The 20,934-nt window shown below is 59.3% G+C and carries 17 protein-coding genes; 7 read left to right on the forward strand and 10 right to left on the reverse strand.

The window, feature by feature from the left end; genetic code table 11:
• Positions 1 to 201: 201 nt before the first annotated feature.
• The 6 genes from uvrY to AC1P02_RS19665 form a co-directional block, all read right to left on the reverse strand.
• Positions 202 to 846 carry a UvrY/SirA/GacA family response regulator transcription factor gene (gene uvrY / locus AC1P02_RS19640; RefSeq protein ID WP_005320080.1) on the reverse strand — a complete coding sequence of 215 codons (645 nt, stop codon included), beginning with the start codon at positions 844 to 846 and terminating at the stop codon, positions 202 to 204.
• 213 nt (positions 847 to 1,059) lie between these two features.
• Entirely contained in the window at positions 1,060 to 1,839 is a 780-nt protein-coding gene (kdsB, locus tag AC1P02_RS19645) for a 3-deoxy-manno-octulosonate cytidylyltransferase (RefSeq protein WP_485183004.1), read from the reverse strand.
• The gene (locus AC1P02_RS19650) at positions 1,836 to 2,024 is read right to left on the reverse strand and encodes a Trm112 family protein (RefSeq protein ID WP_005320086.1); all 189 of its coding nucleotides are present in this window, start codon (positions 2,022 to 2,024) and stop codon (positions 1,836 to 1,838) included. Before AC1P02_RS19650 ends, kdsB begins: the two co-directional genes overlap by 4 nt.
• 143 nt (positions 2,025 to 2,167) lie before the next feature.
• Positions 2,168 to 3,163 (reverse strand): tetraacyldisaccharide 4'-kinase, encoded by a 996-nt coding sequence (gene lpxK, locus AC1P02_RS19655; protein ID WP_485183007.1) that lies wholly within the window; start codon positions 3,161 to 3,163, stop codon positions 2,168 to 2,170.
• Positions 3,163 to 4,932: a lipid A ABC transporter ATP-binding protein/permease MsbA gene (msbA, locus tag AC1P02_RS19660; RefSeq protein WP_021139624.1), complete on the reverse strand. Its 1,770-nt coding sequence runs from the start codon at positions 4,930 to 4,932 to the stop codon at positions 3,163 to 3,165. The genes lpxK and msbA overlap by 1 nt, the downstream gene beginning before the upstream one ends.
• Before the next feature lie 338 nt (positions 4,933 to 5,270).
• Positions 5,271 to 7,472: a DNA internalization-related competence protein ComEC/Rec2 gene (locus AC1P02_RS19665; protein ID WP_485183010.1), complete on the reverse strand. Its 2,202-nt coding sequence runs from the start codon at positions 7,470 to 7,472 to the stop codon at positions 5,271 to 5,273.
• Positions 7,473 to 7,499: 27 nt separating this feature from the next.
• On the opposite strand from AC1P02_RS19665, the gene AC1P02_RS19670 reads away from it, so the two are divergent.
• From AC1P02_RS19670 to AC1P02_RS19680, 3 genes are all read left to right on the forward strand, one after another.
• Positions 7,500 to 8,012 carry a DUF2062 domain-containing protein gene (locus AC1P02_RS19670; protein ID WP_059168673.1) on the forward strand — a complete coding sequence of 171 codons (513 nt, stop codon included), beginning with the start codon at positions 7,500 to 7,502 and terminating at the stop codon, positions 8,010 to 8,012.
• Complete coding sequence (locus tag AC1P02_RS19675; RefSeq protein WP_011898563.1) at positions 8,009 to 8,494, forward strand: DUF2062 domain-containing protein; 486 nt, start codon at positions 8,009 to 8,011, stop codon at positions 8,492 to 8,494. Before AC1P02_RS19670 ends, AC1P02_RS19675 begins: the two co-directional genes overlap by 4 nt.
• 160 nt (positions 8,495 to 8,654) lie before the next feature.
• The gene (locus AC1P02_RS19680) at positions 8,655 to 10,166 is read left to right on the forward strand and encodes a helicase HerA-like domain-containing protein (RefSeq protein ID WP_485183013.1); all 1,512 of its coding nucleotides are present in this window, start codon (positions 8,655 to 8,657) and stop codon (positions 10,164 to 10,166) included.
• Positions 10,167 to 10,254: 88 nt separating this feature from the next.
• Here AC1P02_RS19680 and AC1P02_RS19685 read toward each other — a convergent pair whose 3' ends face one another.
• From AC1P02_RS19685 to AC1P02_RS19695, 3 genes are all read right to left on the reverse strand, one after another.
• Positions 10,255 to 11,445 (reverse strand): amino acid aminotransferase, encoded by a 1,191-nt coding sequence (locus AC1P02_RS19685; RefSeq protein ID WP_485183015.1) that lies wholly within the window; start codon positions 11,443 to 11,445, stop codon positions 10,255 to 10,257.
• A gap of 173 nt (positions 11,446 to 11,618) precedes the next feature.
• A complete protein-coding gene (locus tag AC1P02_RS19690; RefSeq protein WP_408135040.1) occupies positions 11,619 to 12,560 on the reverse strand; it encodes a hypothetical protein in 942 nt (313 codons plus the stop codon).
• 218 nt (positions 12,561 to 12,778) lie between these two features.
• Positions 12,779 to 13,852, reverse strand: a complete 1,074-nt coding sequence (locus AC1P02_RS19695; protein ID WP_111587594.1) for a porin — start codon at positions 13,850 to 13,852, stop codon at positions 12,779 to 12,781.
• A gap of 381 nt (positions 13,853 to 14,233) precedes the next feature.
• Here AC1P02_RS19695 and dinG point away from each other — a divergent pair, with 381 nt between their 5' ends.
• From dinG to AC1P02_RS19710, 3 genes are all read left to right on the forward strand, one after another.
• On the forward strand, positions 14,234 to 16,306 hold the full coding sequence (dinG, locus tag AC1P02_RS19700) for an ATP-dependent DNA helicase DinG (RefSeq protein ID WP_408135039.1): 2,073 nt from the start codon (positions 14,234 to 14,236) through the stop codon (positions 16,304 to 16,306).
• A 174-nt stretch (positions 16,307 to 16,480) separates the two neighbouring features.
• A complete protein-coding gene (locus AC1P02_RS19705; protein WP_059168678.1) occupies positions 16,481 to 17,140 on the forward strand; it encodes a YccT family protein in 660 nt (219 codons plus the stop codon).
• Positions 17,141 to 17,204: 64 nt separating this feature from the next.
• On the forward strand, positions 17,205 to 18,134 hold the full coding sequence (locus AC1P02_RS19710) for a histone deacetylase family protein (RefSeq protein WP_485183019.1): 930 nt from the start codon (positions 17,205 to 17,207) through the stop codon (positions 18,132 to 18,134).
• 123 nt (positions 18,135 to 18,257) lie between these two features.
• On the opposite strand, the gene ylqF is transcribed toward AC1P02_RS19710, so the two are convergent.
• Complete coding sequence (ylqF, locus tag AC1P02_RS19715; protein WP_099993806.1) at positions 18,258 to 19,208, reverse strand: ribosome biogenesis GTPase YlqF; 951 nt, start codon at positions 19,206 to 19,208, stop codon at positions 18,258 to 18,260.
• Between the two features lie 334 nt (positions 19,209 to 19,542).
• Here ylqF and AC1P02_RS19720 point away from each other — a divergent pair, with 334 nt between their 5' ends.
• Complete coding sequence (locus AC1P02_RS19720) at positions 19,543 to 20,934, forward strand: alkaline phosphatase (protein ID WP_485183021.1); 1,392 nt, start codon at positions 19,543 to 19,545, stop codon at positions 20,932 to 20,934.

Genomic DNA, 20,934 nt, shown 5'->3' on the forward strand with positions numbered 1-20,934 from the left:
ACGTCGATCTGGCGCGTCACGGCACTCAAAAAGGCTTTGCTGTCAAAGAGGGGCTCGGGAGAAAAGGTCATCAGGCTACTCGACTCAACACAAAGGGGCGAAAACGATAGAAGTCAGCATCAACGGAGAGAGCATACTGCGCCAGGCCGGCGAAATGCAAAAAGGCGGCCGGGCCGCCTTTGCTTGCCACACGACAGCCGGTTACAGGGTGTCGGCATCCAGCATGCCATAGCGAATGGCCAGATGGGTCAGCTCCACATCACCATTGATGTCGAGCTTGCTGAACAGGCGGTAGCGGTAGCTGTTGACCGTCTTGGGGCTCAGGTTCAACTGTTCGGAGATGTCGGTCACCTTCTGTCCCTTGGTGATCATCATCATGATCTGCAGCTCGCGCTCGGAGAGGGACTTGAAGGGATTCTCGTCCGCCGAAGCAAACTGACTGAGGGCCATCTGCTGGGCGATCTCGGGGGAGATGTAACGCTGGCCTGAATGCACCAGGCGAATGGCGTGGATCATCTCATCCGGCGCGGCTCCCTTGGTCAGGTAACCGGCGGCACCCGCCTGCATCACCTTGGTCGGGAACGGATTTTCTGAATGAATGGTCAGCACTATGATGCGCACATCGGGGCGGATCCGCAGTATCTTGCGGGTCGCCTCCAGGCCGCCGATGCCCGGCATATTCATGTCCATCAGGATCACGTCAGGATGGTGCTGACGGCAAAACGTAACGGCGGTTTCCCCGCTCTGTGCCTCACCCACTACCTTGATCCCGCGGACATCTTCCAAAATGCGTCTTATCCCTGTACGCACCAACTCATGATCATCGACCAGGAATACATTAATCACCCAAACACCCCGTTTTTTATCTCGTTATACGCCAGTTAGGGTTAACACGGCGTCTTGCATCATAACCAAACTCGTTCATTTGGCAAACCATGGGCGGGAAAAGTTTGAAAGTGCTCGTAAATGGTGTTTGTAATCAAATAATTATATAAAGATTCAACACAAAAAACGGTGCCTGCAGGCACCGTTCAGAGGGTCACATTGATTGCGCTGGCATCAGTTCGCCAGCAACGCCCGCACCTTGTCCAGATCTGCCTGGGTATCCACCCCGACCGGTGGCGCTTGCAGCGCCTGGGCCACGTGGATCTTCTCTCCATACCAGAGCACCCGCAGTTGCTCCAGGGCTTCGACCTGTTCCAGCACGCTCGGTGCCCAGTCCACATAGCGCTGGATAAATCCGGCGCGATAGGCGTAGATGCCGATATGACGCTGATAGTGGCCGCCAATCTGCTCGTGGCGCCCAACAGCGCGATCACTGGCAGCAAAGCGATCCCTGTCCCAGGGAATGCAAGCGCGACTGAAGTAGAGGGCGTAGCCATCCTTGTCAGTCACGACCTTGACCGCGTTGGGATTGAACGCCTCCTCCGCATCCTCGATGGGCACAGAGAGGGTAGCCATGGGTGCCGTCGCCGCGGCCAGGTTGTCGGCCACCTGACGTATGATGGCTGGCGGAATGAGCGGCTCATCCCCCTGCACATTGACGATGATGGTATCGCTGGCAAAGCCGTAGTGGCGGCACACTTCCGCCAGACGCTCGGTGCCGGACTGGTGATCCTGCGAGGTCATGCACACCTCAAAGCCTGCGAGCGCGGCGCAGGAGGCCAGCGCGCTGCGTACCCGCTCGTCATCGGTGGCGACGATCACCCGATCCGCACCGGATTGCAGGGCCTTTTCCACCACGTGCTGCACCATGGGCTTGCCATGGATGTCTGCCAGCGGCTTGCCCGGCAAGCGGGTCGAGGCGTAGCGGGCAGGAATGACCACCACGAAACTCATGACGGCATCTCATCGCTATTGAGCTGGCGAGCACGGTTTTCCAGCAGCACAGGGATCCCCTCTTCCAGCGGATAGGCCAGCTTGTCGAAGCGGCAGACCAGCTCGTGCACGGCCTTGTTGTAATGCAGCTTCCCCTTGCAAACAGGGCAAGCAATGATGTCGAGCAATTTAATGTCCAATGCCAAAATAAACTCCTTCAACGATGTCGAGCGGGCAAGACAACCAGGCCCTTATGATGTCGAGCTATTCAATATTCGATTCCGGGCCGAAATACCCCCCCTTCAACCATGTCGAGCGGGTGATATAACCAGGCCCCTATGATGTCGCGTCACAATCCGGAGCCTGAACGCGGCACTGTCAGCGATGGCAGTTTTTGCAGCAAGGTATCGAGCAAGGAGGTAGGCAACTCGGCACTGACCGGCAGATACCACCAGCCATCCAGCGCAAACGTCCGGCACTTGACCGCGTCTTTTTCTGTCATCAGCAGCGGACGCTGCCCGAAGCGGGCGACCAGCTCATCGCGGTCAAACGCATGATGATCCCCATAACCAACCTGCTGGTGCAACTCATACCCCAGCCCGGCCAAGGTAGCAAAAAAGCGGGGGGGATGGCCTATGCCGGCCAGGGCATCCACCGCACTGGGCAAGGGCTCGGTGGCCTGGGCATCATCCCGCACCCGGCGCGGCACATCGGCCACCAGGCGCATGGCATACTCTCCTTTGGCAGGCTCACCGCCATTGCAGATGATGGCATCGACCCGCTTCAACCGGGTTACCGGCTCGCGCAATGGCCCCATGGGCAGCAGGCAGGCATTGCCAAAGCGGCGTACCCCATCCACCACCACCAGCTCGATATCGCGGGCCAGCCCATAGTGCTGCAGGCCGTCGTCTGTGATGATGATATCCACCTCACCGCTTTGCTCCAGCAGCCGCACCGCATCGGCTCGCTTGGGGGCGACCACCACGGGGCAACCACAGCGCCGGGCGATCAGCACTGGCTCATCGCCCGCCTGCGCGGTCGTGCTGGCGGCATCGAGCCGATAGGGGTAATGGGGCGCCTTGCCACCATAACCACGGCTCACCACTCCGGGCCTGAATCCGCGAGCTTGCAACTGCTCCACCAGCCAGATCACCACAGGGGTCTTGCCGTTACCGCCCACCGAGATATTGCCCACCACTACCACAGGGACAGTGGCACGATAGGCTTTGAACCAGCCACGCCGATAGGCGAAGCGGCGCGCGCCGCTAAGAATGGCAAACAACAGGGCAAAAGGGGCCAGCAACCAGCGCCAGCCGCTCTTGCCGTACCAGAGTTGCTGCAGCATTAGCCCTTGTTACCCACGGAAGTGTTACCGAACTGGATGGCGCGCAGCTGGGCATATGTCCCCTGGTTGGCCATCAGGGCTTCATGATTGCCACGCTCGACGATATGACCCTCGTCGATCACCAGGATCTCGTCCGCCTTCTCTATGGTGGAGAGACGGTGGGCGATCACCAGGGAGGTGCGCGCCTTGCACAGCTCGTCGATAGCAGCCTGGATGTGACGCTCGGACTCGGTATCGAGTGCCGAGGTCGCCTCATCCAGCAGCAAGACGGGGGCATCGCGCAGCAGGGCGCGGGCGATGGCAATACGCTGACGCTGACCACCGGACAGCGAAGCCCCGTTCTCGCCGACCACGGTATCGTAACCCTGGGTCATCTTGCTGACGAACTCGTCGGCATGGGCGATGCGTGCCGCCTGCTGGATCTCTTCCCGGCTGTAACGCTCTTCCGCCGCATAGGCGATGTTGCTGGCGACAGTGTCGTTGAACAGGTGTACATGCTGGGAGACCAGGGCGTACTGCTTGCGCAGCTCGCTCAGGCGGTACTCGCGAATGTTGACGCCGTCCAGCAGGATCTCGCCCTGCTCCACGTCGTAAAAACGGGTCAGCAGGCTAGCGATGGTGCTCTTGCCGGAGCCGGAGCGTCCCACCAGGGCCACGGACTTACCCGCCTCCACCTTGAAGCTGACGTTGTGCAGCGCAGGGGTGTCCTTGGTCGGGTAGGTGAAGGTGACATTGCGAAACTCGATCTCGCCACGGGCACGATCCAGGGTACGGGTACCTGTATCCTCTTCCGGGGTGGAGTCGAGCAGACCAAACAGGCTCTGACAGGCGGTGATGCCGCGCTGGAACTGGTTGTTCACGTCGGTCAGGCTTTTGAGCGGCTTGAGCAGCATCATCATGGAGGTGACCATGACGGTGAAAGTACCGGCTGTCAGGGTCGCCTTGACGCTGTCGATGGTCGCCACGTAGAGGAAGACGGCCAGCGCAACGGAGGCCACCATCTGGACAATGGGGCTGCCGATGGCATCGGCAGCCACCATCTTCATGGTCTGCTGACGCATGTGGTTGCTGACGCGGAAGAAACGTTTCTCTTCGACCTGCTGACCGCCAAACATCAGCACCTCTTTATGACCCTTGAGCATCTGCTCGGTCGAGGTGGTGATGTCACCCACCGCCTGCTGTATGTGGCGGCTGATCTTGCGAAAACGTCGGCTGATGAGGCCAATGAGGATCCCGACGACCGGGCCTACCACCAGGAAGATCACCGACAACTGCCAGGAGTGCCAGAACATCAGACCGAGCAGACCGATCACGGTCGCCCCTTCCCGCACCAGCGAGACCAGGGTGGAGCTGGCAGCAGATGAGACCTGACCTGCGTCATAGGTCACCTTGGCCAGCAGGTTGCCGGTGTTCTGGCGGTCGAAGAAACTCATGGGCATGGCCATCAGATGACTGAACACCTGCTGTTGCAGCCGCATCACCACATGGTTGCCGACCCAGGCCATGCAATAGTTGGAGAGGAAAGTGGCACAGCCACGCAGGGCAACGATGCCAAGCACGAAGAAAGGCATCCACTTCAGCACACTGTTGTCATTGCCATTGAGGCCCTGATCGATCAGCGGCTTGATGGAGTAGACGAAGGTGGTATCCACGGCGGCATAGCCCAGCATCCCTATGATGCCGCCGACCAGACCCAACTTGCGATCCCGGACATAACCGAGCAGACGCTTGAAGACAGGCCAGCTGTCTTGTGAGGTTTCTTGTTGCATGAATAGCCGTTAATAAGGGAAATGACGGGGTATTCTAGCCAAAGCTTGGGCATCCACCAAGCGCCGCCATCTCGATACCCGCAACCCAAGGGGGAAATGACGGATTAATGCTCAAGCCAAAGCTTGGGCATCCACCAGGCGCCGCCATCTCGATACCCGCAACCCAAGGGGGAAATGACTGATTAATGCCCAAGCCAAAGCATGGGCACCCACCAAGCACAGCCATCTCGATACCCGCAACCCAAGGGGGAAATGACGGATTAATGCCCAGGCCAAAGCTTGGGCATCCACCAGGCACCGCCATCTCGATACCCGCAACCCAAGGGGGAAATGACGGATTAATGCCCAGGCCAATGCTTGGGCATCCACCAGCTGCCACTTCGCCGATACCAGGGCCCCAAGTCGCGCTCGGCGCGGATATTGAGCCCGCCAGACGCGGGTTCAATCAGGATGGCGCCATCATGTCCGGTCACCCATTGGCGAGCCTGTCCATACCTGGCAACCACTTCGGGGCGAGGAAAACCCCATTGGTTGATATACCCTGCGCTGTGTACCACATAGCCCGCCCCCACAGCCTCGACAAAGGGCACAGTGGATGAGGTGCGACTGCCGTGATGAGGACTCACCAGCAGGGTGCTGGCCAGCCCTTCGCCCTCCAGCAACACCAGGCGCTGCTCTGCACGCTGCTCTATATCGCCACTGAGCAGCACGCTGTGTTGGCCATCGCTGATGCGCACCACGCAACTGTCGTTATTGCGGCCATGCCCCGGACGTTCTGGCCACAGCACCGCAAACGTCAACCCTTGCCAGCGCCACTGCTGGCCACGGTGGCACAGCCCCGTCATCTCGCCAAAATCGTATGAAGAGAGTTCACGGCGCACCGGCACGGCCTGCAAGATGGTGCGCCGGTTACCTGCATGGTCTCTGTCCTTGTGACTGATGATGAGGTGATCGAGCACCTGTACATCGAGCCGATTGAGCATGGGCAAGATGACGGCATCTGCCATGTTGTAGCCACCGGGATAACGATCCCCCGTATCATAGAGAATGCCGCGATTCCCTTTGGTGATCAGCACCGACAACCCCTGTCCCACGTCCAGTACCCGCAATTGCCAGGCTGTCGCTGCGGGCCAGACGGCCAGCACAAGGGCGGCGACCACGGGCAACAACAGCGGGCGAGCACTTGGCAGGTGCCAGGCACTCCAGAGCAGGATCAGCACGGCGCTGACCGGCATCGCCCAGCTCGGAACCGGCCACCAGAGTTGCAACTGACTCGACAACTGGATCAAGGCCCATAACACCCACTGTAAACCGGCATCCGCCAACCAGAACAAGCCGTGAGCAAGCCAGTGGGAGAGCGGCGCCAGCAAGACGCCGATCAGCGCAAGCGGTATGATCCCCACACAAAATAGCGGCAACGCCAGCAGGTTGATCAAGAGTGCCAAGGGTGCAATTCCCTCGAACAGCGCCAGTTGCAGCGGTAACAAGCCGAGCAGCAACAGGCCCTGCAGACGCACCAGGCTGGGCTTGCCCTCCAGATGACTCGCCACAAGCAGCAGAGCTACCGCCAAGAACGAAAGCCAGAAGCCGGCCGAATACAGAGCAAAAGGATCCCACAGGCAAAGCACCACAAACGCCCACAGCCAGATGCGATAGCTGGGCCACTCCCGTCTGCACCAACGCAGCAGACTCCACACCAGCACCATGATGAGTGCCCGCTCTGTCGCCACTGCAAATCCGGCAAGCCAGCTGTAAATGGCGGCAAATAGCAGGGCAACCACAATCGCGGCCCTCAGCCCGAACAAGCGCCCCAGCCACCAGCCGATCACGGCAACCAATGCGATATGCTGGCCGGAGATGGCAATGATATGGGTGAGGCCACTGCCGCGAAACAACTCCCACTGTGCATCTGTGATGCCGCCTTGCTCACCAAAGGTGAGTGCTGATAGCAGGGGGGCCTGAACCAATCCCCGCCAACTTGCGGTGGCTTCTGCCAGCCAGCGATCACGCAAACCAGGGGAAGCTGTCTCTATCTCTATGATGCTGCGCAGATTGCCGGTAGCGGTAATCCCCTTGCCAAGCAGCAGACGTCGCCCATCCATCCCCGCTTCATTGGCAAGGCCATGGGCCGGTTTCAATGACGTCACCAGGGTCACTGAGCTGCCCGCCGGCATGGCTGGCAGCTGTTGATAGGCGTTGACCCGGATCAGGGGCTCAGGCGTCACCTCTCGCTCATCAAGGGAAGTCACCCGCAGCAACAGCCGGACAAATTTATCACCCTGAGGCTCTGCACTTTGCAGCCGTGCGGTTATGATGTGGCTCCCCTGCGCTCCCAGTTGATCCAACCAGGCGAGTCGATATGACAGATTGGCCTGCATCCAGAGGATGCCAAGCAGGAGAAACAGCAGCCGCCAGGCACGAAAATATGCAAGGGGAACCAGCAGGCAGAGCATGACGCCCCCCCATGCGATGGAAGGCAACCATGGCCAGAGTAACGAGGAGCTTGCCCCCAGGGCAAACGACAACAAGCGCAGATCCATGGTGCAAGTATTTAGCAAGGTTTCAATATGCCCAAACGAATCATCAAACGCTGGATGCCGGATCAGAAGACGCTCAAAGAAAACAAGCGCTTGCAGCTGTTTGGTAACCTGTTGCTCGACAACAACCTCTGGCACCTCAATCGCCGTTCTGCCGCAGGCGCCTTCGGGGTCGGCCTCTTTATGGCCTGGATCCCCGTGCCCTGCCAGATGTTGCTGGCAGCTGGCGGCGCCATCGCCTGCCGGGTCAATCTGCCGCTGGCCGTTGCCCTGGTCTGGCTGACCAATCCCATTACCATGCCCCCCCTGTTTTATGCCGCCTATCGGGTTGGCTGCCTGCTGCTCGGCCACCCGGCCCAGCATGTCGACATCGAGTTTACCTGGCACTGGCTGAGCTCTGTGTTTGAAACCGTGGCACCACCCCTGCTGCTGGGGTCACTGGCGCTGGCGATGCTGAGTTCTGTGTTCGGTTATGTCACGATCCGCCTGGTGTGGCGTTTGAGCATCATTCGTCAATGGCGCCGCCGCAAGGCCCGAGCATGAAGCTGCCCCGTCTCAAGCTGGACCCAGATACCCTGCGCCAGCAGAAGTGGTTTGCGCTGTTTGGCGATCGCCTGCTGGCACCAGCCTTGTGGCAAGGAGGCAGTCGCGCCCTGAGCGGCGCCGTGGCGGCCGGTATCTTCGCCTGCTGGATCCCGGTCCCCATGCACTCGCTGATCGCCGTCGCTCTGGCGCTGGCGTTCAGTCTGAATCTGCCACTGGCCCTGCTGGCAGTCTGGTTCAACAACCCGGTGACACTCCCCTTCATGTATCTCTATGCCTACCGCACCGGTTGCCTTGTGCTGCACAAGACGCCGGAGCCGTTCCATCTCACCTGGTCCCTGCACTGGCTTGAGCACGAAGCGGCAACTCTGGTGCCCCCTTTCCTGCTCGGCAGCCTCTTACTGGCGGTACTGACGGCCATTCTGGGGGCTGTGCTGACGCTACTGTTGTTGCAACTGGGCAAGCTGATCCGTCCCCGCTGACCCGGCAACCCCTTGTCAAGACAGACCTTGCCCTGACAAGGGGGCTATCCCTTTGCGTCCCCTTATCCCTTGCCTGCCCCCGCTTGCCATCATTTGGCTCTGCCGCCACACTCCTTGTAGCTAACTGCCCCACACCACCTGCCAGGACAAGGAGTCCACCATGGCCGAACCACTGACACTGGCCTATGCCAATGGCCAACCGCTCTCCCTGCTACCGGCCATGGCCAATCGCCATGGTCTCATCACAGGTGCCACCGGCACGGGTAAAACCGTCACCCTGCAGGTACTGGCGGAGGGATTCTCCCGCCTGGGGGTGCCGGTCTTTCTGGCAGATGTGAAGGGGGATCTCAGCGGCCTGGGCGCCGCCGGTGCCAGGTCTAGCAAGCTGGATGCCCGACTTGCCCAGCTCGGCATCCCAGCCCCCGCCTTTGCCGCCAGCCCGACCCTCTTCTGGGATCTGTTCGCCGAGCAGGGGCACCCGGTGCGCGCCACCGTCTCCGACATGGGCCCCTTGCTGCTGGCACGTTTGCTCGGCCTCAACGACACCCAGAGCGGGGTGCTGGAGCTGGTATTCAAGGTGGCGGACGACGAGGGTTTGCTGCTGCTCGATCTGAAAGACCTGCGCGCCATGGTGCAATTTGCCGGGGAGAACGCCAAATCCCTGACCACTCGCTACGGCAATGTGTCGACCGCCTCCATAGGCGCCATCTTGCGCAACCTGCTCACCCTGGAGAGCGCGGGGGGTGATCACTTCTTCGGCGAGCCCATGCTGGACATTCAGGACTTGCTGCAAACCGACGAGGTCGGCCACGGCCATATCAATGTGCTGGCGGCCAGCAAACTGACCCAGTCCAGCCGCCTCTATGCCTGCTTCCTGCTCTGGCTGCTGTCCGAGCTGTTCGAGCAATTGCCCGAAGTGGGCGATCCGGACAAACCCGTGCTGGTGTTCTTCTTCGACGAAGCCCATCTGCTGTTCAACGATGCCCCCAAGGCGCTGCTGGAAAAAATAGAACTGGTGGTGCGCCTTATCCGCTCGAAAGGAGTGGGCATCTATTTCGTGACCCAGAGCCCGGCCGATATTCCCGACAGCGTGCTGGGGCAATTGGGTAATCGGGTGCAGCATGCCCTGCGCGCCTTTACTCCGAGTGACCAGAAAGCGGTGCGGATCGCCGCCAACACCTTGCGCGCCAATCCGGCCTTCGACGCAGCTGGCGTCATCACAGAACTGGGGGTGGGCGAAGCCCTGGTCTCCCTGCTTGATGAGAAGGGTCGCCCGAGCGTGGTGGAACGCGCCTTTATCGCCCCGCCAGCCAGCCGCATCGGGCCACTGAGCGAGGCAGAGCGACTTGCCCTGATCCGGGGATCCCTGCTCTATGGCAGATACGAGACTCGTGAGGATCGCGAGTCAGCCTTCGAGCGGCTCAATGACGGCAAGAGGGAAAATGCAGGCTCGCTGACTGACCCCACAGAGACGCCGCCAGCGACGGGAGGTCTGCTCGATACCCTCAACGGCATTCTGTTTGGCCGCACAGGCCCGCGCGGAGGCCAGCATGACGGTGTGGTGCAGACCGCAGCCAGGAGCGTGGCCCGCACCATAGGCAACGAAGTGGGACGCCAGCTGGTACGCGGGGTGCTCGGCTCCCTGCTGGGGGGCAACAAGCGACGTCGCTGAGGTGCAAACCGCAGGAACGAAAAAGCCCGCCAGAGATCCTGGCGGGCTTTTTACTGAGCGAATGCATCACCGAACAATGAGGGCTCGCTTACAGCACCTTGGCGATGGCCTCGCACAGGGGATCTATGTTGGCACGGGTGATCCCGGCCACGCTGATCCGGCCTGAACCGACGATGTAGATGGCAAACTCGCTCTTGAGCTGTTCAACCTGAGCCTTGGAGAGACCGGAGAAGGAGAACATGCCGTTCTGCTCGCGGATAAAGCTGAAATCCTGGCTCACGCCGAGGGCCGCCAGCTTCTCTACCAGCAGCTCGCGCATCTCGCGAATGCGCACCCGCATGGCCGCCACCTCTTCTACCCACTCTGCGTAAAGGGCCGGATCGCTCACCACGGCAGTAACCACAGCGGCACCGTGTGACGGCGGGTTGGAGTAGTTGGCACGGATAACGGTCTTGACCTGGGTAAAGGCCACATCGGCAATCTCTTTGCTCGCGCTGACCAGAGTGAAGGCGCCGACCCGCTCGTTGTAGAGGCCGAAGTTTTTGGAGAAAGAGCTCGCCACCAGCAACTCGTCATGGCATTCGGCGAAGATGCGCAGACCTTCGGCATCTTCTTCAATACCACGGGCAAAGCCCTGATAGGCGAAGTCAAACAGCGGCAACCAGCCGGCAGCAGCACTCTGCTTGGCAAGGGCGCGCCACTGATCGCTCGTGGGGTCGATACCGGTCGGGTTGTGGCAGCAGCCGTGCAGCAGCACCAGTTCACCTGGCTGAACCTCGGCCAGCGAGGCCTGCATGGCGGCAAAGTCGAGCCCCTTGGTGGCGGCATCATAGTACTTGTACCACTTGACGGAGAGGCCGGCAGCCTGGAACACGCTCACATGGTTGGCCCAGGTAGGATCGGAGATCCAGATGGTCTTGGCCAGACCGTTGCGCACCACGAACTCGGCGGCGATGCGCAGGGCACCGGTACCGCCCGGCGCCTGGGCTGTCTTGGCGCGACCGCTGGCGACCAGCGCAGAATCCTGACCGAACAGCAGTTGCTGCACTATGCGGCCATATTCGATATTGCCTTCAATACCGAGGTAGTTCTTGGTCTTCTCGTCAGTCAGCAGCTTCTGTTCTGCTTTCTTGACACAGTGAAGGATTGGGGTAGCTCCGGTCTCATCCTTGTAGATCCCGACCCCCAGATTGATCTTGTGGCTGCGAGAGTCAGCGCGGAAGGCTTCGGTCAGGCCCAGGATCGGATCCGCTGGGGCGGCAACAACCTTTTCAAACATGGTATTCCCTGTATTCCGTTGAGTTCGTTGGTGGCAAAGCGTGTTGGCAAACCGTCTGTCGCACGCAAAAACGTGGCAGACAAAAGCGCCCGTTTGACGAGCGCTTCGTCAACTCTTTATATCACTGCGCTCAATGGGGGAAAACCGCTTTCTCAACGGCATCTGCGGCAATATCAACCGATGGCATGCCATGCTGGCGCCAGGGCGCACACCTCGGCAGACAAGCCACCATTGGACTCAACCAAACCGCTACAAACTGCTAACAAAGGTCTGGGGATACGGCTCGGTTCCCAGGGGCGGGAATCGGTCAGCGGCTGGGCATAGGCCGCTATGATGGGAAGCAAACCGGTTGGCAACCACCAGCTGGCAGGACGACCGAGCCGCTGGGCCAGTGCCAATACCCGATCCACTCCGGCAGGATCGAGGGAGGTGAGGTGGCTCCACTGTACCTTGGGCGGCAACGCCGCCACCATCTGCTGCAAGGCGAGCTGGGCAGTGGCGGGTGCCCATACCAGCAGGGTTCCTGCACAAAGGCTTAGCTCAGCAAAGGCACCGACACTGTCGGTGGTGATCACTCGCTCAATCTCCCCCTTCCCCCACAGTATCTTGCCAAGGCCAGCCAGTGTGCGCTCCGGCACAGCCACTTCCCCCAGCGCCTGCAACCAGGGCGCTGCATCGAGCAGGGTGCCGCCGCTGAAAAACAGGCTGAAAGGCACAGGCGCCCGCAGCCGCAGCAGCTGATCGGCACAGAGCCGAATTCCCTTGTCCTCGAAATCGATCTGCTCGACCGGACTGAAGGTAGCCTCAGGTTTACGATAGAGTGCTGCCAGTACCCGATCGTTGACCCGCTCCCCCAGTTGCCAGCCATGGGCCTGCAGCCACTCTTCAGGTTCAGGGGGTGCGGTGGCAATCTCGGCCAGCATCAGCTCGCGAGTCAGGTAACGCCGTCCGGCCGGGGTCAGCTCATAACTGTGATTGCCAAGGGCAAGCAGCAACTGGTTGTCCTTGAGCAAACCCACCAACGGCAGGTACTGACGAGCCCGGACCACCACAGGAGAGTGGTCCAGTAACTGGCGAGCCAGTTGCCGCCATTGCGGGTGACTGAAGTCAATCAAGCGTTGCCCTTCCCTGTTTGTCGAGCATCCTTCAACGAGTGGAATAATCTAGCGATTCACTGGCAGAGAGCCAAGGGCAAAAAAGAGACAACGTGAACTGGCGCAGGCGGAAATGGGGAAGCATGAACGAAGTAGGCAGAAAACAAGTCAGGATCGGATAAAGCAAAACGGCCAAGCAAGCTTGGCCGTTTATCAACTCAATCTACGCCGAGGCTAGATTAGAAGTTGTATTGCAGGGCGACAGTCCACTCGTCGTCCTTCTTGTCGATGTTCTGGATTTTATACTCGGTGTAGGCTTTCAGCTTGGAAGTAAAGTTGTACTGAACACCCAGCAGGGTTTCATCAACTTGATCTTGGTAGCTGGTGTTATTCTCTTTGGCTTCGGTGAAGTTGTAGCCAGCCAGGAAGGTCCAGGCATCAACGTTGTAGGTAGCGGCCAGCTCATAGCCACGACCTTTGCCCTTGTAGGCAGTGTTGTCGTTTTCAACTTCACCTTGGGTGTACATACCGGCGAAGTAGAAGCCGTTGATGGCGTAATGTGCGCCCAGAGCCCACTCGGACTTGTCACCAGTCTGAGTGTTGGTGGTGCTTTCCAGGTCGGAATAAGCATAACCAGCGTTCAGACCCAGACCGAAGTCGAAGTCATAGCCAGCGGCAGCGGCATAACCGTAGTTACGCTTGACGTCGGTAAATACGGTTTCTTTAACAGAACCGCCAACGTCAGCCACTTTGACAGCCTTGTCGTCGTTGGTTTGATAGGACAGCTTGCCCTTGAAACCACCGTAGGTGTTGGAGTAGATCACCTGGCCTTCTTGACGACCGTCATAGAAGTTACCTACGTCACCCCATTCGTTGAAGATATCAGTCGGTTCCAGCACGTCGTAGAAAGCGGTGTCGGTCTGACCGAAGATGATCTTGCCGTATTGGGAACCATCGAAACCAACGTAAACGTGACGAGCCTGGAATTTACCACCAGAATCTTCAACGGTACCGATCTTGTTGCCATTCGCATCGACTACGTCGCGAACTTGGTTGTCACTATTTTCAGCAGCTACTTGCCACTCGGTCTTGGCAATACCGGACCAGGTGTTGTTCAGCGCAACTTTGCCAGACCAACCCAGACGGGAAGCACCAACGATCTCGCCATCGGTGTCATCGTGCTCACCGTAGTAGTTAGCCTGAACGCGGCCGTATACGTCAAAGGTGGTACCGTCTTTGTCATAGATCACTGCGGCGTTAGCGGCGGATGCAAACAGAGCCGGGATAGCAATAGCCAGAATTGTCTTTTTCATAGTTTCCAATGCCTACTGTAATTAAACACTAAGTTGTTGTTATTCCCTGTGTTAGCGATGTTCTTTGCATCACTATGCAGCCGAGACTAGCACCGGATTTTTTGAACCGCAATGAAAAAACTTGGAACTTTTTACCAAACTCATAGTCTTAGCGAAAAAAGTGTGATCTGAATCTCATATTATTTGCATGCCAAGGGAAAACGTTTACAGCGATAATCGCTGGCTTTATCAGGCCACTTTGGTGATTTATCGCACAATAGCGACGGCGCGCCTTATAAATAGAAGAAGAGGTCAAATTTGTGCGCTGAGCCATGCCTCGACCCGGGTTGGCAGTTACAGGTATCCTGTCTCCCTTCACTCCCCGAAACGGTCTTTTCTTTCATGCTCTCTACCCGCCTCAAAGCCGCCATTCGCAATACCTATCGTCAAATTGCCGATGGTTTACCCGGTTTTGTACCGCGCAAGGAGCAGAATTTTCTGGTAGCGGAGATCGCCAAGACCCTGACCGGGGAATATGACAAGCAGCGCCGTATTCTGGTGGCCGAAGCGGGCACTGGTATCGGTAAATCCCTCTCCTATGCCCAGGGCGCCATTCCGGTGGCACGGCTGACCCAGAAGAAGCTGGTGATCTCCACAGCCACTGTCGCCCTGCAAGAGCAGTTGATCCACAAGGACCTGCCCTTTTATCACCGCCACAGCGAACTGCCATTTCGCTTTATGCTGGTCAAGGGCCGTCAGCGTTACTGCTGCGAGCATCTGCTGGAGCAAGCTGCCAGCGGCACCGAAATGGCCAACTTCGAATTCAACTTCGAAGCACTCAGCAAACACAAGCCATCCGACTCTGACAAGGAGCGCTATCAGGCGCTGTGGCAAGCCTATACAGACGGAAAATGGGACGGCGATCGGGACAACTGGCCAACGACCATTCCCGATCTCTGCTGGAATCGCATCGCTGCCGACCGCCATACCTGCAACAAGGCGCTGAGCCATCATCAGCACTGCCCCTTCCATCGCGCCCGCAACGACATGGATGCCGCCGATGTGCTGGTGGTGAACCATGCCCTGCTGCTCTCGGATCTCACCATGGGTGGCGGCATCATTTTGCCGCCACCCGATGAGTGCCTCTATGTACTGGATGAAGCCCACCACCTGCCCACCATAGCCCGGGATCACGGCGCCGCCTCGGCGAGCGTCAAGGGTTCCCGCCGCTGGCTGGAAAAGTTGACGCAAAGCGCAGGCAAACTGGCCAGAACGCTGAACAAGGACAGCCTGCTCGATCCCCAGTTGAAGCTGCAGGATGCACTGGCCTCGCTGCAACCGGATCTCAAGGCTCTGGATCAATGGCTGGGTGCCAACGACAAGCTGTTCAATGGCGAGGCGCATTATCGATTCGCCGAAGGCGTGTTGCCCGATCCCCTGCCCATGCTGGCGGAAAATCTGAAAGAGGCGAGCAAGAAGGCGCTGCGGGCAATGGACAGGATGCAGGGTGCCATTGGCGAAGCCTTGAAGGATGGCGAGATCCGGCGCAAGGAGGCCGAGCCCCTGCTGGCGGAGAGCGGCTTCTACCTGCAACGGCTGGAGAGTTTCTGCGCCCTGTGGGAGATGCTGGGGCGCCATGTGCCCGAGGGCAAGACCCCACTCGCCCGCTGGATGGCCAAAAGCGACGATGGCGACATCTGGTTGCACGCCTCCCCCATAGAGGTGGGTTATCTGCTGGAAGAGTGGCTTTGGTCCAAGTGCCTCGGCGCCGTGCTGGTGTCAGCCACCCTCACAGCCCTCTCCTCTTTCAGCTATTTTCGCCATCAGGTGGGGCTGAAAGAGCATGACGGCACCCGTTATCTGCGCCTGCGCTCCCCGTTTGACTACCAAAAAGCCGAGCTCTATCTGCCCAGGATGGAACATGAGCCCAGCTCCCCCGCCTTTACCGAGGAGCTCATCAGCGTGCTGCCCCGCATACTGGCAGGCAAGGAGGCAAGCCTGGTGCTCTTTTCCTCCTATCGGCAGATGAACGAAGTAGTAGCAGGGCTGAGGGCCAAGGGACTCTCCTTGCTGGTACAGGGTGAGGCATCCCGCAATGCCCTGCTCACCCTGCACAAACAAAAATGCGATGGCGGTCAGCCCAGCATTCTATTTGGCACCGGCAGCTTCTCGGAGGGGCTGGACTTGCCCGGTCACTACCTCACCAACCTGGTGATCACCAAGCTGCCGTTTGCGGTGCCCAACTCGCCAGTGGAAGAGGCCACCGCCGAGTGGGTAGAGAAACGGGGTGGCAACCCCTTCCTGCAACTGACGGTACCGGAAGCCTCTCGCAAGCTGATCCAGGCCTGCGGCCGCCTCATTCGCAAAGAGGCGGATCGGGGCCGGGTCACCATCCTCGACCGGCGTCTGCTGACCAAGCGCTATGGCAAGGGACTGCTCGATGCATTGCCCCCCTTCAGTCGCCGGATTGAATAGGGCCAGCTCTGAACTGGCCAGCATGGCCCACTGGCATGACCACTGTTTCATAGAAAAGTCAGCAGCCAGGTAAATATGAGGCACCATAAACGCCTATTGCCGCCCTTGGGCAAACCTGTAAAAATGAGCCCCTGTTTTTCAGTGGGCAATCGCCTGACTGTTCAAGGAGATGAAATGAAACTGACTGTTCTGGTGCCGGCTCTGGCTGGTCTTTTGTGGGCAGGTAGTGCCCTGGCCGATGCCCAATTGGAAGTCACCAATCCTTATGTTGCCCAGTTGATCGATGGCCAACCCATCAATCCCAAGCTGCTCGACAAGAGCAACACCTACCCCATCAAGGCGGGTGATCATCAACTGGTCGTCGCCTTCGAAGGCAACTACTCCAGCCGTAGCGACATCAAACTGGTGACCGCCGAGCCGCTGGTGATCAACTTCACCGCAGCCGACAACCAGAAACTGGTACTGGACTTCAAGAAGCCGCGCAACGAAAGCGAAGCCAAGCAGTTTGTGAAGGATCAAAAAGTCGTTCTGAAAGACAAGAACAGCGGCCAAATCGTTGCCAGCGAGCAGTTCGTGATGCCAAAGGTCGAAGGCTTCCAGCTGACCCGTGACTATCAGCAAGAGCTGCTGGGCATGGGCAAGGCCTTCAACCAGCCGACCACAGTCGCCGTTTCTACCGCCGCCGTCATGGCCGCCGCCAGCGCGCCGGTACAAGTTGCCCCGAGCAAGACTCAGAGCAATCCGGAAGCCCTGACCCAGCTGCAGAGCTGGTACAACAAGGCCGACGCAGAAACCCGCAAAGCCTTCCAGATCTGGGTTATCCAGCAGCAGTAATGCCGTATCGTGCAAAAAGGGGAGCCTGGCTCCCCTTTTTCATACCCTATCTGGTCTGACACCCATGTCACTGTGCATCTTCCATCACCCTTATTACTCCTCTCTGGCGCTGCCCGAACGCCATCGCTTTCCCCTGGCAAAATACCAGGCCCTGTTTCAGACGCTCAGCACCCGGGGCTATCCGCTTCAGGAGACACAAGCCGCAACCCGAGCGCAGATCGACCGGGTTCACGACAGTGACTATGTGAGTGCCGCACTTGCAGGCCAGCTTGACGATAACGCCATCCGCCAGCTCGGTTTTCCCTGGTCACCACGGCTCATCGAGCGCACCCTGCTCTCGGTCGGGGCTACCCTTGCCGCCAGCCGCCACGCCCTCGAACAGGGCTGCGGACTGCAGATATCCGGCGGCTATCACCACGCCCACCGGGCTCACGGCAGCGGTTTTTGTCTGTTCAACGATCTGGTGATTGCTGCGCAAACCTGCCTGGACGAGGGGCGCTGCGATAAGGTGCTGATCGTGGACCTCGATGTCCATCAGGGGGATGGCAGCGCCGCCCTTTGTGCCGGGCGGCGTGACATCATCACGCTGTCGCTGCACGGGGAGCACAACTTTCCCCGCCACAAGCCGGCCTCCCATCTGGACTTTGCCCTGCCAAGCGGCATGCAGGACGATGCCTATCTCGACACCCTGGCGCAGGCACTCACTCTGGCGCTGCGCCTGTACAATCCCGACCTCGTCCTCTATCAGGCCGGGGTCGATGTGCATCATGCCGACGAGCTCGGCTATCTGGCCTTGAGTGATGAAGGCATTCGCCAGCGGGATGCCATGGTATTTGACTGTGCAATCAAGCATGGGTTGCCTGTCGCCGCTGTGCCCGGTGGTGGTTACCGTCGGGAATGGCAACAGCTGATCCCGCTGCACATGACGCTGTTTGAGGAGGCGCACAAGCGCTTTGGCCAAACCAGCATGCCTGCCCTGTACCCGGATTCATAAAAAAGAAGAGGCGACCCCTTGGGTCGCCTCTTCTTTTTTATCTTGTCTCTTTACCTCGACCACACAGGCGTCAAACGGTCCGCTCACACTTCGCGAACCTGCCTTGGCGGGATAACGTTGAACCTACTTTTGACGCTTCCTGGCGTACTTGCGACGGGCGCGCGCCTGACGCTCATCTTCCCGCTCGGCCTTCTCTTTGGCTTTTTGCGCCGCGTCCTCTTCAGCCGCGACTATCTCGACACTCACCATCTCGGGAGTTTCCAGCGAGATGCGGCCCAGCAGGCCGGAGCGGAACTCGTTCACCAGGATTTCTGACGCCTTGTGCAGATCGGCCAGGCCGCCTTTGCGCATGAAGGCGCGCTGGCGGGCGATCATCTCCAGCAGCTCGATCTCGGTTTCCGGCAGTTCGCTAATCTGATAGCGCGCCTTGATGCGCTCCGGGTACGCCTTGATGAAGTAATCGGCGGCGAACATGGCGATGTCGGCATAGTCAAATACCGTGTCCTTGATGGCCGCGGTGACCGCCAGACGATAACCGCAGGAGGGCGGGTTGAGCTTGGGCCAGAGGAAACCGGGGGTATCTGTCAGGACGACGTTGTTGTCCAGCTTGATCCGCTGCTGGGACTTGGTCACCCCTGCCTCGTTGCCCGTCCGGGCTATGATGCGACCCGCCAGGGTATTGATCAGGGTGGATTTGCCCACGTTGGGGATCCCCATGATCATGGCCCGCACGCCGCGCAGCTCCAGGTTGCGCTCCGGCAGCATCTCGTGGCACAGGGTCAGCAGCTGCCTGATCTTCTCGGGCTCCTGCTGGGTCAGCGGCAGGGCCTTGATCCCTTTCTCCTTTTCCATGTGGGCCACCCACAGCGCCGTGATCTCGGGGTCGGCGAGATCCGCCTTGTTCAGCACCTTGATAACAGGGGTATCGCCACGCAACTCGGGCACCAGCGGGTTTTCGCTGGAGAAGGGGATGCGGGCATCGAGCATCTCTATGATGACATCGACCTGTGGCATGACCTCGGCAATCTCTTTGCGGGCCTTGTGCATGTGGCCGGGGAACCAGTTGATGGACATATCCGTTACTCTCTAAATAGGGGCTGCGGGCGCTGGCTTGCTATGGAACGAGCGGCGGGCGATGGCAGACGTCAGGCGTCGCAAGGGGGCGCATTTTACCTGCTGGCGCCCCGATTTGACAGGTCATTCTAGCCATCAGGCCATAAAACCACCAAACCGCCCTGAAGGGAGAAGGATGGCGGCCCGGCACCAATCCTCCTCAGCAATTGACACATAACACACTGATATAATGTAACATTTATTTCATCTTTTCATACAACCGTCACCGATAATCAGTAAAAGTGTCATCTCCTGCCTCTAGGCTGCGCTCAGGTTTTACAAGGAGCGAACCCCAATGAGAAAAATGGCAGGACTTGCATTGATGATCGGCGCCGCCCTGGCTGCCGGCTGCAACTCCAACAACGACAGCACCACACCCGACCCCAGCGCCAGGAACGTCATCTTCTTTCTCGGTGACGGCATGGGCCTCAATACCCTGACGGCGGCCCGCATCTACGGTGTCGGCGAAGAGGGCAGTCTCACCATCGATACCCTGCCAGAGACGGCCTTTATCAAGACCTTCTCCCACGATGCCCAGGTCACAGATTCCGCTCCTTCCATGGCGGCCTACATGACAGGGGTCAAGAGCAACAACGGCGTCATCAGCATGGACGGCGATGCCACCTATGAAAACGACTGCAGCAAGAGTGCAGGCAAGTCGGTCACCACACTGCTGGAGCTGGCCAAGGCCGACGGCCGGGGTACCGGTGTCGTCACCAGCACCCGTGTCACTCACGCCACACCGGCTGCCACCTATGCCCATATCTGCAACCGGGATCTGGAAAATGACATCGCCGTCCAGCTGGTGCCGGGCGGCGCCGGTTACAACGGCGCCCTGAAAGAGGGGTTGGATGTGGTGCTCGGCGGTGGCAGCGGCTTCTTCCTGCCAAAAGCCGACAAGGGCAAGCGGGAGGATGGCCGCAATCTCATCAGCGAGATGCAGGCCAAGGGCTACCAGTTTGTCAGCAACCTGAGCGAGTTGAACAAGGCCGAGGCGGGCAAGCCGCTGCTGGGACTGTTCGGTTCGAGCCACATGAAATATGAACTGGACCGCCCGGCCGATGAGCCTTCACTGGCCCAGATGACGCTGGCCGCCATCAAGCAGCTCAAGGACAAGGAGAAGGGTTACTTCCTGATGGTGGAAGGGGGCCGCATCGATCACGCCCTGCACGACACCAACGCCAAGCGTGCCTTGCAAGATACCCTCGCCTTCGACAACGCCATCAAGGCCGCCATCGATGAGGTGAAAAAAACCGACCCCGAGCTGAAGAACACCCTGATAGTGGTCACCGCCGACCATGACCATACGCTCGTGCTCAACGGCTATGCCAAGCGCACCGGCAAGACCACCACAGGCAACCCTGGTGTGCTCGGGCTGGTGAAGAACTACCAAACCGGTGAACCCAGCAAGGATGCCGATGGCATGCCTTACACCATCATCGGCTTTGGCAACGGCTACAACCGGGTGGATGGCCCGCGCAGCAGCGTGGCACCGCTGGACGATGCCACCGTCTCTGCCAACGACTATCACCAGGAGGTCGTGGTCAAGGTCGGCGACATTGGCAACGAAACCCACGGCGGTACCGACGTTTTCCTCGGCGCCATCGGCCAGGGAGCGGACAGCTTCCACGGCTCTCTCGACAACACAGCCGTCTTTGGCAAGGTCAAGGCTGCAGCCAAGCTGTAA

The organism is Aeromonas sp. TS_SC_11 (genome assembly GCF_057318915.1).

Bases quoted from the DNA above. Each gene is read 5' to 3' on its own strand.
- kdsB (WP_485183004.1), bottom strand. From the start codon at position 1,839: ATGAGTTTCGTGGTGGTCATTCCTGCCCGCTACGCCTCGACCCGCTTG.
- lpxK (WP_485183007.1), bottom strand. From the start codon at position 3,163: ATGCTGCAGCAACTCTGGTACGGCAAGAGCGGCTGGCGCTGGTTGCTG.
- msbA (WP_021139624.1), bottom strand. From the start codon at position 4,932: ATGCAACAAGAAACCTCACAAGACAGCTGGCCTGTCTTCAAGCGTCTG.
- AC1P02_RS19665 (WP_485183010.1), bottom strand. From the start codon at position 7,472: ATGGATCTGCGCTTGTTGTCGTTTGCCCTGGGGGCAAGCTCCTCGTTA.
- AC1P02_RS19670 (WP_059168673.1), top strand. From the start codon at position 7,500: ATGCCCAAACGAATCATCAAACGCTGGATGCCGGATCAGAAGACGCTC.
- AC1P02_RS19675 (WP_011898563.1), top strand. From the start codon at position 8,009: ATGAAGCTGCCCCGTCTCAAGCTGGACCCAGATACCCTGCGCCAGCAG.
- AC1P02_RS19680 (WP_485183013.1), top strand. From the start codon at position 8,655: ATGGCCGAACCACTGACACTGGCCTATGCCAATGGCCAACCGCTCTCC.
- AC1P02_RS19685 (WP_485183015.1), bottom strand. From the start codon at position 11,445: ATGTTTGAAAAGGTTGTTGCCGCCCCAGCGGATCCGATCCTGGGCCTG.
- AC1P02_RS19695 (WP_111587594.1), bottom strand. From the start codon at position 13,852: ATGAAAAAGACAATTCTGGCTATTGCTATCCCGGCTCTGTTTGCATCC.
- dinG (WP_408135039.1), top strand. From the start codon at position 14,234: ATGCTCTCTACCCGCCTCAAAGCCGCCATTCGCAATACCTATCGTCAA.
- AC1P02_RS19705 (WP_059168678.1), top strand. From the start codon at position 16,481: ATGAAACTGACTGTTCTGGTGCCGGCTCTGGCTGGTCTTTTGTGGGCA.
- AC1P02_RS19710 (WP_485183019.1), top strand. From the start codon at position 17,205: ATGTCACTGTGCATCTTCCATCACCCTTATTACTCCTCTCTGGCGCTG.
- ylqF (WP_099993806.1), bottom strand. From the start codon at position 19,208: ATGTCCATCAACTGGTTCCCCGGCCACATGCACAAGGCCCGCAAAGAG.
- AC1P02_RS19720 (WP_485183021.1), top strand. From the start codon at position 19,543: ATGAGAAAAATGGCAGGACTTGCATTGATGATCGGCGCCGCCCTGGCT.